Source organism: Kribbella sp. CCNWLW201 (assembly GCF_037203805.1).
Lineage (GTDB): Bacteria > Actinomycetota > Actinomycetes > Propionibacteriales > Kribbellaceae > Kribbella.
On the sequence record NZ_JBBCBQ010000011.1, the window covers coordinates 331,312 to 345,569 of the forward strand.

At 68.3% G+C, this 14,258-nt stretch carries 13 protein-coding genes; 10 read left to right on the plus strand and 3 right to left on the minus strand.

What is annotated here, in order from left to right; genetic code table 11:
* Positions 1-494 precede the first annotated feature (494 nt).
* A complete protein-coding gene (locus tag V9K99_RS35995; RefSeq protein WP_337011576.1) occupies positions 495-1,511 on the minus strand; it encodes a LacI family DNA-binding transcriptional regulator in 1,017 nt (338 codons plus the stop codon).
* A gap of 86 nt (positions 1,512-1,597) precedes the next feature.
* On the opposite strand from V9K99_RS35995, the gene V9K99_RS36000 reads away from it, so the two are divergent.
* The 4 genes from V9K99_RS36000 to V9K99_RS36015 all read left to right on the plus strand — a co-directional run bounded on the left by V9K99_RS36000 (position 1,598) and on the right by V9K99_RS36015 (position 7,876).
* Positions 1,598-2,890 (plus strand): ABC transporter substrate-binding protein, encoded by a 1,293-nt coding sequence (locus V9K99_RS36000; protein WP_337011578.1) that lies wholly within the window; start codon positions 1,598-1,600, stop codon positions 2,888-2,890.
* Positions 2,890-3,768 (plus strand): carbohydrate ABC transporter permease, encoded by an 879-nt coding sequence (locus tag V9K99_RS36005; protein WP_337011580.1) that lies wholly within the window; start codon positions 2,890-2,892, stop codon positions 3,766-3,768. The genes V9K99_RS36000 and V9K99_RS36005 overlap by 1 nt, the downstream gene beginning before the upstream one ends.
* On the plus strand, positions 3,765-4,682 hold the full coding sequence (locus V9K99_RS36010) for a carbohydrate ABC transporter permease (protein ID WP_337011582.1): 918 nt from the start codon (positions 3,765-3,767) through the stop codon (positions 4,680-4,682). The genes V9K99_RS36005 and V9K99_RS36010 overlap by 4 nt, the downstream gene beginning before the upstream one ends.
* Before the next feature lie 86 nt (positions 4,683-4,768).
* Positions 4,769-7,876, plus strand: coding sequence for an AfsR/SARP family transcriptional regulator (locus V9K99_RS36015; protein ID WP_337011584.1), 3,108 nt, complete (start codon positions 4,769-4,771; stop codon positions 7,874-7,876).
* Between the two features lie 76 nt (positions 7,877-7,952).
* On the opposite strand, the gene V9K99_RS36020 is transcribed toward V9K99_RS36015, so the two are convergent.
* Positions 7,953-8,330 (minus strand): DUF1844 domain-containing protein, encoded by a 378-nt coding sequence (locus V9K99_RS36020; protein WP_337011586.1) that lies wholly within the window; start codon positions 8,328-8,330, stop codon positions 7,953-7,955.
* Positions 8,331-8,648: 318 nt separating this feature from the next.
* Here V9K99_RS36020 and infC point away from each other — a divergent pair, with 318 nt between their 5' ends.
* From infC to V9K99_RS36045, 5 genes are all read left to right on the plus strand, one after another.
* On the plus strand, positions 8,649-9,338 hold the full coding sequence (gene infC, locus V9K99_RS36025) for a translation initiation factor IF-3 (RefSeq protein ID WP_337011633.1): 690 nt from the start codon (positions 8,649-8,651) through the stop codon (positions 9,336-9,338).
* Positions 9,339-9,417: 79 nt separating this feature from the next.
* The gene (rpmI, locus tag V9K99_RS36030) at positions 9,418-9,612 is read left to right on the plus strand and encodes a 50S ribosomal protein L35 (RefSeq protein WP_337011587.1); all 195 of its coding nucleotides are present in this window, start codon (positions 9,418-9,420) and stop codon (positions 9,610-9,612) included.
* Between the two features lie 77 nt (positions 9,613-9,689).
* Positions 9,690-10,085 (plus strand): 50S ribosomal protein L20, encoded by a 396-nt coding sequence (rplT, locus tag V9K99_RS36035; RefSeq protein WP_337011588.1) that lies wholly within the window; start codon positions 9,690-9,692, stop codon positions 10,083-10,085.
* A gap of 23 nt (positions 10,086-10,108) precedes the next feature.
* Positions 10,109-10,921 carry a TrmH family RNA methyltransferase gene (locus V9K99_RS36040; protein WP_337011589.1) on the plus strand — a complete coding sequence of 271 codons (813 nt, stop codon included), beginning with the start codon at positions 10,109-10,111 and terminating at the stop codon, positions 10,919-10,921.
* Positions 10,918-11,838, plus strand: a complete 921-nt coding sequence (locus tag V9K99_RS36045; RefSeq protein ID WP_337011591.1) for a CehA/McbA family metallohydrolase — start codon at positions 10,918-10,920, stop codon at positions 11,836-11,838. The genes V9K99_RS36040 and V9K99_RS36045 overlap by 4 nt, the downstream gene beginning before the upstream one ends.
* Here the strand turns inward: V9K99_RS36045 and V9K99_RS36050 are convergent.
* Complete coding sequence (locus V9K99_RS36050; RefSeq protein ID WP_337011593.1) at positions 11,828-12,532, minus strand: TetR/AcrR family transcriptional regulator C-terminal domain-containing protein; 705 nt, start codon at positions 12,530-12,532, stop codon at positions 11,828-11,830. The genes V9K99_RS36045 and V9K99_RS36050 overlap by 11 nt on opposite strands.
* A gap of 55 nt (positions 12,533-12,587) precedes the next feature.
* Here V9K99_RS36050 and V9K99_RS36055 point away from each other — a divergent pair, with 55 nt between their 5' ends.
* On the plus strand, positions 12,588-14,105 hold the full coding sequence (locus tag V9K99_RS36055; protein ID WP_337011595.1) for an MFS transporter: 1,518 nt from the start codon (positions 12,588-12,590) through the stop codon (positions 14,103-14,105).
* The last annotated feature ends 153 nt before the right edge of the window (positions 14,106-14,258 follow it).

The window sequence follows — 14,258 nt, forward strand, 5'->3', positions numbered from 1 at the left end:
GGGCAACCTCCCAGGTCGGCGGCCAACCCCTCACCTCGGCGGAACCTCGGCTCGGTGGGCGCCCCGACCCGCCCAGCCCCACCCGCTCGGCTCGGCCCGGCCCGGCCCGGCCCGGCGGAATTTGAGGGGATAACCCCGCAGGTTGCCCCTTCTTGCCCCGGAGAACGAGGGGAGAAGGGTGCATGCGAGGGGTTATCCCCTCAAATGCACCCAGGGCAGGGTGGTCGCGCGGATCCGCCGGGGGCCCGGGCCGACGCGAGGGGACATCCCCGGGCGGGGTGGCTTCTCCCCTCGTACGCCAGGAGAGAAGGCATGACGCGAGGGGATATCCCCTCGCGCGCCCACAGGGCGGGGGCGGAGGGGAAGGCCCGGGGCCGCGGGGTGGGCGGAGCCAGGTGGGGCAGGCTGAGAGTCCGAGAGCGGCGGGGTTGGATGACGGCGGGCGGGCGGGCGGGCGGGATTGGGTGGGGTGGGTTGGGAGTGTTTGGGGTGGGTTAGGTGGGGGGTGCGGTGGATTCTCGGACTGTTAGGACTGGGTCGGGGGTTCGGCGGTTGATGACTGTGGTGGGGTCGGCGATGGTTTCTAGGAGGACTTCGGCGGCTTGGCGGCCGAAGTCGAAGGTGTCGCGGGACAGGGCGGTCAGGGCCGGGTGCATGAGTTGGGTCAGGATCGAGTCGTCGAAGGCGACGATCGACAGGTCGCCTGGTACTGAGACGCCCATTTCCATCGCGACCCCGAGCCCGGCCACCGCCATCACGTCGCTGTCGTAGACGATCGCGGTCGGCCGTTGCGACTGGGAGAGCAGTTTGCGGGTGATCGCGGCGCCCTCCGCGTCGCTGAAGTCGGTGGTGAGTGACGGCGCGTCGACCAGGCCGAGCCGGGGTGCCGCGTCGCGGACGGCCCGGATACGGCGCTGGGTGTGCTGGAAGTTCGGCGTACCGGCGACGTGGGCGATCCGACGGTGACCCAGGGCGGCCAGGTACTCGACGATCGACAGCATCGCCTCGCGGTCGTCGGCCCAGACCGAGGGTAGCGCGCCCTTGCCGCCGCGGCCGCCGATCATCACGGCCGGCAGCTCGAGCGCCCGCAGTTCGTCGACCCGGGCGTCCTTCACGGTGAGGTCGACGAGGATCACGCCGTCGACCCGGTGTTCGGAGGCCCACCGGCGGTAGACCTCGATCTCGGCCGCGGTGTCCTCGACGATGAGGAGTTGCAGCGAGATCGACTCCGCGGAGAGCCCGGACTGCACGCCGGACAGCAGGTGGGCGAAGAACGGTTCGACGCCGAGGGTGCGGGCCGGCCGGGCGATCACCATCCCGACCGAGTCGACCCGTGACGCGCCGAGCGCGCGGGCGGCGCTGTGGGGTCGCCAGCTCATCTGCTCGGCGATCCGCAGGATCCGCTCCCGGGTCGCGTCGCTGACACCAGGCCGTCCGTTCAGCGCGAACGACACCGCGCCCTTGGACACACCGGCCCGGGTCGCGATGTCCGCGATCGTCGGTCTAGCCACGTGGTACCTCCTCCACCCTTGACAGCGGATTCTACGATCCCGGATAGTGCAGGAGCTATACCGGTTTATCAAACCCAGGAGATTTCATGCGTAGACGTCGTCCGGCAGCGGTGGCAGCTCTGGCCGCCGCGGCTCTCACCCTTGCTGGTTGCGGCCTCGGATCGACCGAGGATCCTGGCAGCGCCGCCACGCCGACCGTCGACGCGAATGCGCAGGTGACCGGTGAGGTCAGCTTCCAGACCTGGGCGCTGAAGCCGAAGTTCACCTCGTACGTCGAGGGCGTGATCAAGGCCTTCGAGGCGAAGTACCCGGGGACCAAGGTGACCTGGCTGGACCAGCCGGGCGACGGGTACGACAAGAAGGTGCTGAGCCAGGCCTCGGCCGGCCAGCTGCCCGACGTGGTGAACCTGCCGCCGGACTTCGCCCTCTCGCTGGCCAAGCAGAGCATGCTGCTCGACGTCGGTGCGGCCGACCCGAAGATCAACGAGGAGTACGTCGAGGGCGGCGTACAGGCGTATCAGTACCAGGGCCTCAACGGCACGTTCGGCTACCCGTGGTACCTGAACACCGACATCGACTACTGGAACGCGGACAAGTTCGCCGCGGCCGGTCTGGATGTGAAGAACCCGCCGAAGACGTTCGACGAGCTGCTCGCGGCCGCCAAGGTGATGCACGACAAGACCGGCGGCAAGGAATACCTGATGAGCCGGCTGCCGGGGATCGGTGACTTCACCAACGCCGGCGTGAAGATCCTGTCCGACGACGGCAAGAAGTTCACCTTCAACACCCCCGAGGCCGCCGCGCTGCTGGACAAGTACCGCGACGCGTACAAGGCCGGCTACCTGCCGCGCGACATCCTGACCCAGGAGTACCTGGGCAACTCCAAGCTCTTCACCCAGAGCAAGGTCGCCTGGACCACCGGCGGCGGCAACGCGATCCAGGACTTCGTCAAGGACAACCCGTCGCTGAAGGGCAAGGTCGTCCCGTCGCCCGCGCTGGACACCCCGCCGCTGTACGTACAGGGTCTGTCGGTGTCGGCGAAGACGAAGAACCAGGCGGCCGCGATCGCTCTGGCCCGGTTCGTCACCAACGCGGAGAACCAGGCCGCGTTCGCGAAGATCGTCAACATCTTCCCGTCCACCAAGGCGTCCGCGAGCGACCCGTACTTCTCCAAGAGCGACGGTACGCCGGAAAGTGACGCGAAGGTGCTCGCCTTCGAGTCGCTGGCCAAGGCGAAGGTGCTGACCCCGCCGATCATCAGCGGTGCCACCAACGACTTCATCGGGCAGCAGATCTCGCTCGCGATCGCCGGCAAGATCTCGTCCCAGGCAGCCCTCGACGCCGCGGTGGCGAAGGCCAACCAGCTGCTGACCCAGTAATGCGCCACCAACGCTGGTTCACCCCGTGGGTGCTGGTCATTCCAGCACTCACGTGGTTGTTGGTGTTCAACCTGTGGCCGTCGATCAACACCGTCATCCTGTCGTTCACCAACGCCAGGCCGATCGGCGGCGGTACCTTCGTCGGGCTGAAGAACTTCGAGACCCTGCTGCACGACGAGCAGTTGCGCTGGGCGTTGCTGAACAGCGTCATCTACATGGTGGTCTGCCTGCCGTTCCTGACCGTCCTGCCGCTGCTGCTCGCCGTACTGGTGGAGAAGAAGTTGCCGGGCATCACCTTCTTCCGTACGGCGTTCTACACGCCGGTGGTCGCCTCGGCCGTGGTGGTGGCGCTGATCTGGCAGTGGATCCTGGACGACCGCGGTCTGGTCAACGGTCTGGCCGAGAAGCTCGGCGTCATCTCCGGGCCGCTGCCATTCCTCAGCGACCAGTGGCTGTTGTTGCTCAGTGCAATCAGTCTGACGATCTGGAAGGGGCTCGGGTACTACATGATCATCTACCTGGCCGCCCTCGGGAACGTCGGCCGCGAGCTGCACGAGGCGGCCGCGGTCGACGGGGCCGGGCCGTTCCGGCGGTTCGTGCACATCACCGTGCCGGGGGTCCGCGGGACGATGATCCTGATCTCGATCCTGATCTCGGTGTCGGCGCTGCGGGTCTTCTCCGAGCTGTTCATCCTCAGCGGCGGCAAGGGTGGTCCCGGTGGCCGGGACAACTCGGTCGTGATGCTGATCCAGCAGTACAGCCAGGGTTTCGAGGGCAATCTCGGGTACGCGTCGGCACTGTCGATCGTGCTGTTCTTCGTCACCGTCGTACCGATGCTGATCCTGGCCAGGCTCAACCGGAGAGGGGCCGAAGCATGACCACTGTGACCGATCCGGCGCGGCCGGTCGCCGTACCTTCAGAGCCTGGTACGACGCCTGGTCGTCGAAGGGGATCGTTCGGGTTCAACACCATCTCCACGCGGGAGAAGGTGGTCCGGTACGTGCTGCTGGTGCTCGTGCTGCTGATCACCATCGGGCCGTTCCTGTGGCAGCTGTCCACCTCGCTGAAGGGATCCGGGGAGGACATCTACACCCGGATCCCGCGGTTGCTGCCGGCCCAGCCGACGTTCGAGCACTACGGCGCGGTGGCCGACACGATCCCGGTCTGGGACTACGCGAAGAACTCGCTGGTGGTCGCCGTACTGGTTGTCGGTGGCAACGTCCTCGGGGCGTCGCTGGCCGGGTTCGCGTTGTCCCGGCTGCAGTTCAAGGGCCGCAAGCTCGTGCTCGGGCTGTTCCTGGCCACGCTGGTGCTGCCGGGTGAGGTCACGATCATCTCGCAGTACGTGACGGTGCGGGAGTTCGGTCTGGCGAACACGCTGTTCGGCGTCGCGTTGCCGGGCATGATCGGTGCACTGAACGTGCTGCTGATGTACAACGCGTTCAGGGCACTGCCGATCGAAGTCGACCAGGCCGCGATCGTGGACGGTGCGAACGCGTGGCAGCGGTTCGTGTACATCGGTCTGCCGTCGGTGCGGGGGACCATCAGTGTGGTGGCGATCTTCGCGTTCATCGGTGCGTGGGACGACTTCCTCTGGCCGTTGATCGTGCTGACCGACCCGGACAAGTACACGCTGACCGTCGGCCTGCAGTACCTGTCCGGCACCTTCAGCAACAACCCCCGCCTGATCGCCGCGGGCACGATGATCGCGTTCGTCCCGATCGTCATCGTTTTCGCCACCCTGCAACGGTTCTTCTTCAAGGGAGTCGAGGAGGGCGCCGTCAAGGGCTGACCACTGTTTCGACCCTGGGCGGCCCGGCCCCGCTGGGCCGCCTGGACCACTACGATGGTGGCTCGGCGAGCTGAGGGGTAGCCACCGTGGCGTTGCGATTCATCGTGCTGGGGCCGTTGACCGTCCTGCGGGACGGAGCGCCGGTGGAGCTGGCCACCAAGCTGCGCACCTTGCTGGCCACGTTGCTGGTCCGGGCAGGTCAGCCGGTGCCGCTGCACGTGCTGGCCGACCGACTCTGGGGTGAGGAGCCGCCGGTCAGGGTGCGTGGGTCGTTGCAGACCTACGTCACCCGTCTGCGCTCTGCACTCGGAGACGACGGCAGCCTCGTCCAGACCGTCCCCGGCGGCTATCTGATCCAGGCGGATGCCGAGCAGCTCGATCTCGCCGCCTTCCGGGAGCTGGTCGCCCGAGCCGATGCCGAGGCCGGTCACGACCAGACCGAGGCAGCACTGCTGCACCAGGCGCTCGCGCTGTGGAGTGATGTGCCGGGCTCCCTGAGCAGCCATGACCTCACCGCACTGGTCGAGACGCGGATGACTGTTCTCGAACGGCGCATCGACGTCGACCTCCGCCTCGGCCTGCACACCCGCCTCGTGCCGGAGCTCCGTGCCCTCACTGCCGAACACCCATTGCGGGAACGCCTCTGGGCGCAGCTGATGATCGCCCTGTACCGCTGCGGCCGGCAGGCGGACGCCCTATCCGCTTATGAGTCGGTACGACGGATGCTCGCCGCCGAACTCGGCCTGGACCCAGGCCCGGAGCTCCGCGAACTGCGCCAAGCGGTCCTGGTCGGCGAACCACGGCTGGCGCCGCCGGAGCAGGAGCAAGCGCCCGAGCCGCGCTGGCCTGTCCACCATCAGTTGCCGCTCGAGGCGCCGTACTTCACCGGACGCGAAGAGCTGGTGAGTCAGATCGAGAAGCTGCTCACCGATCCGGCCGAGGGCGTGCCGATCGTGGCTGTCTCGGGTCCACCTGGAGCCGGCAAATCGGCGTTGGCGATTCATGTGGCTCATCGGATCGGTACGGCGTTCCCGGACGGGCAGTGGTATGTGCACCTGGCGGGTGCGAGTGATCGGCCGCGTGACCCGGAGGCCGTCCTCGCTGAACTGTTGGTCACGTCCGGGGTTCCCCGGTCCGAGGTGCCGGACGGACTGGATGCGCGGTCGGCCTTGCTCCGTTCGCGATTGGCCGGCCGGCAGGTGCTCGTCGTACTGGATGATGCGGAGAAGGCGGAGCAGGTCCGGCCGTTGCTCCCCGGCGCACCGCAGAGCGCCGTACTCGTGACCAGTCGGAGTGCGCTGGGTGGGTTGACGGCGCTGGCAGGCGCTCATCGGTTGGTCATCGGCCAACTCGAGCCCGAGGAGTCCGGACTGCTGCTGGCCCGGTTGCTGGGTGACCGGCCCGGCGACGAGGCAGACGAGTTGGCCGAGTTGTGCGGGCATCTGCCGCTCGCCTTGCGGATCGCCGCGTCGAACCTGGCGGTCCGGCCGGGGATGGTGTGGGAGCACTATCTCGCTGAGCTGCGGGCGGGGGACCGGTTGGCGAAGCTGGCCGTGGCCGGCGATCCCGATGCCGCCGTACGGAATGCTTTCGAGCGTTCGTACCACGCGCTCGACGCAGGTACGGCGCGACTGTTCCGGTTGCTCGGGGTGATTCCGGGGCCGGACTTCACGGCGTCGGTGGCCGCTGCGCTGACGGAGGCGCCGTACGCCGAGACCGAGCGGCAATTGGAGCTGCTGGCGGAGGCGAACCTGGTCCAGCGGTATCGGCCGGGGCGGTTCCAGTTCCACGATCTGTTGCGTCTGTACGCAGCCGAGCTTGCGGCCGCGGATCCGGACCGGGCGGCGGCTCGCGCGCGCTGGTTCGACGCCTGCCTGCGGCAGACGATGGCGGCGGTCCAGGTGTTCGGACCGACGAAGCTGCGGCTGCCGGCGAAGGAGGTGGTCGAGCCGCCAACCGACCTGGATGCCGCCGCGGCGCAGGAGTGGCTCGATGCCGAGCGGTCGAACCTGGTCGCCGCGGTGCTCGACGCCGAGGCGCACGGCGAGCTCGAGGCGACCTGGCGCCTCGCCGACCAACTCGGGGGGTACTTCTCCGAGCGAGGCCACCAGTCGGACTGGCACGCCGTCATCGATGCAGGCCTGCGGGCCGCCCAACGTGCCGGCGACGCGCAGGCCACGGCCGCGATGCTCCGAGCGCGAGGACTGAGCCTGAAGAACGTCGGCCGGATCGCCGAGGGACGTGACATCCTGCTCGATGCCCTGCGGTTCTACCGCGAGGCCGGTGACCTCCGGGGCGAGCACAGCGTCACCAACCTGCTGGGCATCGCGGCCGCGTACCTCGGCGACAGTACGGCGGCACTGGACTGGTTCCGGCAGACGGCCGACGCGGCCCGGCGCTCGTCGAACCACCGCGGGCTGGTCATTGCCACCGACAACCTGGCCGCGATCCTGCACGAGCTCGGCCGAGTCGACGAAGCGCTCCCGATGGCGATCGAGGCTCAGGCCCAGCACGACGCGCTCGGCGACGGCCCCGGACAGCACACCACGCGGCACGTCCGGGCCGTCATCCACCAGGACCTCGGCGAGCTGGACGAGGCGCTGACATTGATCACCGAGGAGATCGCCGCGGTACGGCGGTCTGGCCGGCGACCGGGGGAGGCGATGTCGTGCGAGGCGCTGTCGACGATCCACCGTGACCGGGGTGAGTTCGAGCTGGCCGAGCAGGCGGCGCTGGACGCACTCGAGTTAGCTCGGGGACTGGGCGACGTACGGGTCGAGTGCCACGTGGAGGCGACACTCGGCGACGCGCTGTCCGGACTGGGGCGTCAGGACGATGCGATCGACCACTTCCATCTCGCGTTGTCGCTGGCGCGGCAGGTGGGCGCTCGCGAGGTGGAGGTTCGGGCGCTACGAGGGCTGGCGATGGCCCGGTTGGCGCTCGGCGACCTGGAACTCGCCCTTGCCGACGCCGAGTCGGCACTCCGCGAGGTCGAGACCCTGCAGATGGCAGTGCTCCGAGGCCACGTGCTCACCACGCTCGCCGCGGTCCAACACGCCGCCGGCCGATCAGAGGAGGCGGAGGCGACCGCGGTCCGCGCGGTCGAGATCCAGCAACAAACCGGCGCCAAGCTCTACCTCACCACCGCCCAAACTCTCCTGACCGAGGTCCGGACCGCTACGCCATCACAATGACGCGGCCTTGCCCTGCCGCCTGCTGGGCGGCGTTGCGGGCCGGCGATTGTGATGGCCTGGCGGTCCGCCCCCGGGTTCAGCGGCGCGCGGCGGTGGGGTGGACTTCGCCGGTGTACTTCTCGCCGGGACCCTGGCCTGGCTCGTCCGGGATGGTGGAGGCTTCTTTGAAGGCGAGTTGGAGGGAGCGGAGGCCGTCGCGGAGGGGGGCTGCGTGGTGGTGGCCGAGGGAGGCGGCGGAGGCGTCGAGGAGGCCGGCCAGGGCGTCGATGAGGGAGCGGGCCTCGTCCAGGTCCTTGTGTTCGGGCAGGTCTTCGGCCAGGCCGAGGTTGACCGCGGCCGCGCTCATCAGGTGCAGTGCCGCCGTCGAGATGATCTCCACACTGGGTACGTCGGCGATGTCGCGGGACACCGTCGAGTAGGGGTCTGGCTGCGAAGTGGCACCTGAATCGCTCATGCTGCTACTCTTGCATGGCGACCGACCCGGTCTGGTGGTGACCCCTGAGTGGAATACTCGAGGCGATCCAGCGGTTCTGGTCTAAGCGGAGGGCCACCTCCCACCCAGTCGATGAACAGTCGGCGGGTCCCGGTCACGCCGAGGTTCCGGAGCCTTTCCGGTGATGTCGGCGATCGTACGGCGTACCTCCCGCAAGGGTTGGAGCGCCGTCGATCTGGGAATTGGGCCTTCGTGTGATCGCACGAGGGCCTTCGTCGTTTCCGGGGGTTCGCGGCGGTCACGAGGTGGCACGAAAACGAGCACAACCCAGGAGGACCCATCACCATTGAACTGCGCGTCAACGAGCGCATCCGCGTTCCCGAGGTGCGACTGGTCGGACCGAACGGTGAGCAGGTAGGCATCGTCCGGATCGAGGACGCACTTCGGCTGGCACAGGAGGCCGATCTCGACCTGGTCGAGGTCGCAGCAACAGCCCGCCCTCCGGTCTGCAAGCTGATGGATTTCGGCAAGTACAAGTACGAGACCGCGCAGAAGGCGCGCGAGTCCCGCCGGAACCAGACCAACACGGTCATCAAAGAGATGAAGCTGCGGCCGAAGATCGACCCGCACGACTACGAGACCAAGAAGGGTCACGTCGTTCGGTTCCTGCGTGCCGGGGACAAGGTCAAGATCACCATCATGTTCCGTGGTCGCGAGCAGTCCCGGCCGGAGCTCGGCTTCCGGCTGCTGCAGCGGCTGGCCGAGGATGTCAGCGAGCTCGGCTTCGTCGAGTCCTCGCCGCGGCAGGACGGCCGGAACATGATCATGGTGCTCGGACCGCACAAGAAGAAGTCCGAGGCGCGCGTGGACGTGGAGGCCGAGAAGGCGAAGCGGAAGGCCGAACGCGAGGCCGAGGAGCAGGCAGAGCGCGCGGAGCGTGCCGAGCAGGCTCAGGCCCACGAGGCCGAGCGCGCCGCCGGCGCCACGAAGAAGCCGAAGGGTCCGGCAGACAACCTCGACCCGGAGTGACGAATCGCTCCGGTCGTGAGGCCGGAGCACCGTCAACCGAAGATCGAGTCAACGAAAGATAATCAGGAGCACAACAGCCATGCCGAAGATGAAGACCCACTCGGGGATGAAGAAGCGCGTCCGGATCACCGGCTCGGGCAAGGTCCGCCGTGAGCAGACCGGCATTCGTCACCTTGCCGAGGCGAAGTCGTCCCGGCGCAAGCGCCGTCTGAGCGGCACCGTCGAGGTCGCCCCGTCGTACGCGAAGAAGGCCAAGAAGCTTCTCGGCATCTGAGCACCACCACCCCCCGAACACCCCCGCCGAGTGGGCACCCTCTGTCTCCGGCGCAGAAATACAAGGAGTAACACCTCATGGCACGCGTGAAGCGGGCAGTCAACGCCCACAAGAAGCGCCGGGTCGTACTCGAGCAGGCCAGCGGTTACCGCGGCCAGCGCTCGCGGCTGTACCGCAAGGCCAAGGAGCAGGTCACCCACTCGCTCGTCTACGCCTACCGGGACCGCAAGGCGCGCAAAGGCGACTTCCGCAAGCTGTGGATCCAGCGGATCAACGCTGCGGTCCGCGCCGAGGACCTGACCTACAACCGGTTCATCCAGGGTCTGCGGCTGGCCGAGGTCGAGGTCGACCGCAAGATCCTCGCCGACCTGGCGGTCAACGACCCGGCCGCGTTCTCCGCGCTGGTCCAGGTCGCGAAGGCGGCGCTGCCGGCCGACGTGAACGCGCCCAAGAGCGACGCTTCCGCGGCCTGAGCAAGACCTCAGTTAGCGCAGTAGTGGCGAGCCCTGATCTGCTGACCCCGCAGTCCGTGCGGATCAAGCAGGCCCGGCGGCTCGCCACTCGTGCGTTCCGGCGCAAGACCGGGCGGTTCCTGGTCGAGGGCCCACAGGCCGTCCGGGAAGCCCTCGAGCACCGCGAACTCGTCCTCGAGGTGTACGGCGAACCCGACGTCGCCACCCGTCATCGCGATCTCCGCGACCTGGCCCGCGCGGCCGGGGTGCCCTGGTTCGAGGTCAACCGCGCCGCCGTGGAGGCGTTGAGCGAGACCGTCACCTCTCAAGGCGTAGTCGCCGTCTGCTCCCTCGTCGACGTCCCGTTGGACGAAGCGGTACGACGTACTGCCCGGCTCGTCGCGGTCGGTGTCCAGGTCCGCGATCCCGGCAACGTCGGGACATTGATCCGTACGGCGGACGCGGCCGGCGCGGATGCCGTCGTACTGTCGTCGGAGTCTGTCGACCCGCACAACCCGAAGGCGGTCCGGGCCAGCGTCGGCAGCATCTTCCACGTCCCGATCACGGTCGATGTGGACGTCGCCGCGGCCGCCAAGTCGTGGCGCGACCAAGGCCTGCAGGTGCTCGCGGCAGACGGCTACGGCTCTTCCGACCTCGACACCTGCATCGACGACGGCACTCTCGCCAAGCCCACGGTCTGGCTCTTCGGCAACGAGGCCCACGGTCTGCCCGACGGGTACGACGCCATCGTCGACCGCTCGGTCAAAGTCCCGATCTACGGCCGGGCCGAGTCCCTCAATCTGGCCACTGCCGCAGCCATCTGCCTGTACGCGTCGGCGCGCGCGCAGCGACGATGACGGGCCTGCCGTTCGACCTGCCGGGGCGGTTCTGGCGAGGGAATCTGCACACGCACTCGAACTGCTCGGACGGAGCGTTGTCGCCTTCGGAGACCGCCCGGATATATCGCGAGGCCGGCTACGACTTCGTGTCGATCACCGACCACTTCCGGCCGGAGTACGGCTTCCCGGTGACGGACACACGGGAGCTGCGCTCAGACGGGTTCACCACGTTGGTCGGCGCCGAGTTGCATGCCCCGCGCACCGAGGCAGGACAGTCGTGGCACATCGTGGCGGTGGGGTTGCCGCTGGATTTCGCGCCGCCGGGGGAGACGGAGACCGGGCCTGAGCTGGCACGGCGGGCGCGGGCGGTGGGGGCGTTCGTCGGGATGGCCCATCCGGCGGCGTCGCTACTGACGGCGGTCGATGCCGAGAGCCTGGACGCGGCGCACTCGGTCGAGGTCTACAACGCGCTCGCCGACCGGGAGAACCGTGGCGACAGTTGGCACCTCACCGATGTCCTGCTGAACCGCGGTCACCGGCTGACGACGTACGCCGCCGACGACGCGCACCTGCAACCCCAGGACCCGCCCCCGTGCCAGGCATGGGTCCAGGTCCGCGCCGAAGCACTCGAACCGGACGCCCTCCTGACCGCCCTCAAGGCCGGCCACTTCTACTCCAGCACAGGCCCCGAGCTGTACGACGTACGCATCGAAGGCGACGTGGTCGTCGTCCGCTGCTCGCCCGCCACGAAGATCCTGCTGACCGGCGGCCACCCAGGCGCAGAGGTTGCCCAGGGCACAGATCTCACCGAGTGCTCGCTCCCGCTGCGCCTGTTCCACGGCACCCACTGCCGCATCACCATCGAAGACCCCACCGGCGCCCGCGCCTGGACCAACCCGATCCACCTACCACCCCAGCCGAGCGCTACTTCTTGAGTCTGGCCTCAAGGCCGTCGAGGAGGGCTTCTAGGCCGAAGACGAAGTGTTCGGTCAGGGCTGTGTTCAGGTCCTGGTGCGAACGGCGTCGTACTGAGGCGCGCATCTCGGGGTGGTCGGCGGAGGCTTCTTCGGCCTGGGTGAGCATCTCGTCGGCCCATTCCTCCGGGGACTGGCCAGACTTTCGGACCATCTCGCGGGTCGCGACCTCGGCGCTCGAGGTGCCGAGCACGTAGGACATCACGCTGCCCATCGCATAGTCGACCTCGTTGCCGGCGAACCCGGCCGCGCCGAACAGCACCAGGCCGCGGGAGCCGAGCGTCAACGCGTTCGGTCCCATGCTCGGCCTGGTGTACATGACCTCGGGGAGCCAGGGGTGCCGGAGGACGGTCGCGCGCAGGCTGTGGGCGAAGAGCATCGCCCCGTTCCGCCAGCCGGCCAGCTCCGGGCTCGGTACGTCGATCTCGCCCCAGATCTCGTCGATCAGCAGGTCGACCAGGTCGTCCTTGGTCGGCACGTGCCAGTAGAGGCTGGTCGCACCCGCACCCAGCTTGGCGGCCAGTTTGCGAATGCTCAGCCCGGCCACGCCCTCGGAGTCCAGGGTCTCCATCGCGGCCTGCACGATCTGCTCCCGGCTGAGCGTCTCCCGGGTGGGTGCGGCAGCTCGCGTCCGGGTCCAGATCGATTCCTTCACGGGCCCATCCTAGCCGGGGCTCGCACATCGTACGAGTTTGTCGTACAGTGTGCGAGTGACTAGTACACCGTTCGAGTCCACCGCGACCGGTCACCCGCGACGCTGGTGGATTCTGTTGATCCTGTGCCTGGCCCTGATGGTGCTGGTCGTCGACAACACCGTGCTCAACCTGGCCATCCCGTCGCTGATGCGCGACCTGGATGCCACTCCTGCCGACGTGCAGTGGATCATCGACGCCTACATCCTGGCGTTCGCCGGGCTGCTGCTGACCGCGGGAAGCCTGTCCGACCGGTTCGGCCGGCGGAAGATGCTGATCCTCGGGCTGGTGCTGTTCGGGCTCGCCTCGCTGCTGGCGACGCTGGCCGAGACGCCGTGGCAGCTGATCGGCTGCCGGTTCCTGATGGGCGTCGGCGGATCGCTGCTGATGCCGAGCACGCTGTCGCTGCTGTTCACGGTGTTCCCGCCGGAGGAGCAGCGCAAGGCGATGGCCGGCTGGTCGACTGTCGCGATGGTCGGTGTGGTCGCCGGTCCGACGGTCGGCGGCGTACTGCTGGAGCACTACTGGTGGGGCTCGATCTTCCTGCTGAACGTGCCGATCGCGGTGCTGGCGATCGTCGGTGCGGTCGCGCTGATCCCGGAGTCCCGTGGGCCGGCGCGTGCCGTCGACCCGGGTGGTGCGGTGCTGTCGATGGTCGGGATGACCGCGGTGGTGTGGGCGATCATCTCCATCCCCGCCGACGGGTTCGGCTCCGCGAAGGTGCTCGGTGGTCTGGCCGCCGGTGTGGTCGCGCTGACCGGGTTCGCGTTGTGGGAGAAGCGGAGTGCGCACCCGATGGTGCCGCTCGCGTTGTTCCGGGACCGGAACTTCAGCGGGACGAGTTTCTCGATCGTGCTGTTGTCGTTCACCGCCGGTGGGTTGCTGCTGGCGCTGACGCAGTACCTCCAGTTCGTCCTCGGGTACACCCCGTTGAAGGCCGGTCTGGCGCTGATCCCGTACGCGGCTTCGGCGATGCTGTTCAACGGTCTCGGTGCCACGCTGGGGAAGAAGTTGGCCGATCGGACGTTGATCGCGACCGGGTTGGTGGTGATCGCGGCCGGCTTCGCGATCCTGACTCAGGTCAGTACGACGTCCGGCTACGGGCTGCTGATCGTCGGGCTGCTGGTGATGGGTGTCGGCGGTGGTCTGGCTGGGCCAGCGGCGTACACCTTGTTGATGCAGTCGGTGCCGGCCGAGCACCGAGGTGTCGGGTCGGCCATGAACGACACCGTCCAGCAGACCGGTGCCGCTCTGTCGGTGGCTGTCCTGGGCAGTGTCCTGGCCGCTGCCTACTCATCGTCACTGCCTGACTCGGTCCCGGAGGCCGCCCGCAAGTCCATCGCCGAGACTCTCGCCCTCGGCCCGGACTTCGTCGCCGCCGCCCGCAACGCGTTCACCGACGCCATGTCCATCGCCATGACCGCCGGCCTGATCGGCGCCCTGGCCGGAGCGGTCGTCGCCCTGGTCGCCCTACCCCGCCGCAAGGCAGACAGCACGCCCCAGGACCCGGCCCTGGCAGAGACCCCCGCCCGCTGACCACCCTTGCCCCACCCCCTGCCCCATTTGAGGGGTCAACCCCGCATGTTGTGGGTTGCGGAAGGAGAATTCGCCTCCGCAACCCACCAACTGGGGGGTTGACCCCTCAAAAGTCGGTGGGGCTGTGGACGGCCGATTCACGCTTGACGGGCT

Coding starts and splice junctions, on each gene's coding strand:
- V9K99_RS36000 (WP_337011578.1), top strand. CDS start 1,598: ATGCGTAGACGTCGTCCGGCAGCGGTGGCAGCTCTGGCCGCCGCGGCT.
- V9K99_RS36005 (WP_337011580.1), top strand. CDS start 2,890: ATGCGCCACCAACGCTGGTTCACCCCGTGGGTGCTGGTCATTCCAGCA.
- V9K99_RS36010 (WP_337011582.1), top strand. CDS start 3,765: ATGACCACTGTGACCGATCCGGCGCGGCCGGTCGCCGTACCTTCAGAG.
- V9K99_RS36020 (WP_337011586.1), bottom strand. CDS start 8,330: ATGAGCGATTCAGGTGCCACTTCGCAGCCAGACCCCTACTCGACGGTG.
- rpmI (WP_337011587.1), top strand. CDS start 9,418: ATGCCGAAGATGAAGACCCACTCGGGGATGAAGAAGCGCGTCCGGATC.
- rplT (WP_337011588.1), top strand. CDS start 9,690: ATGGCACGCGTGAAGCGGGCAGTCAACGCCCACAAGAAGCGCCGGGTC.
- V9K99_RS36045 (WP_337011591.1), top strand. CDS start 10,918: ATGACGGGCCTGCCGTTCGACCTGCCGGGGCGGTTCTGGCGAGGGAAT.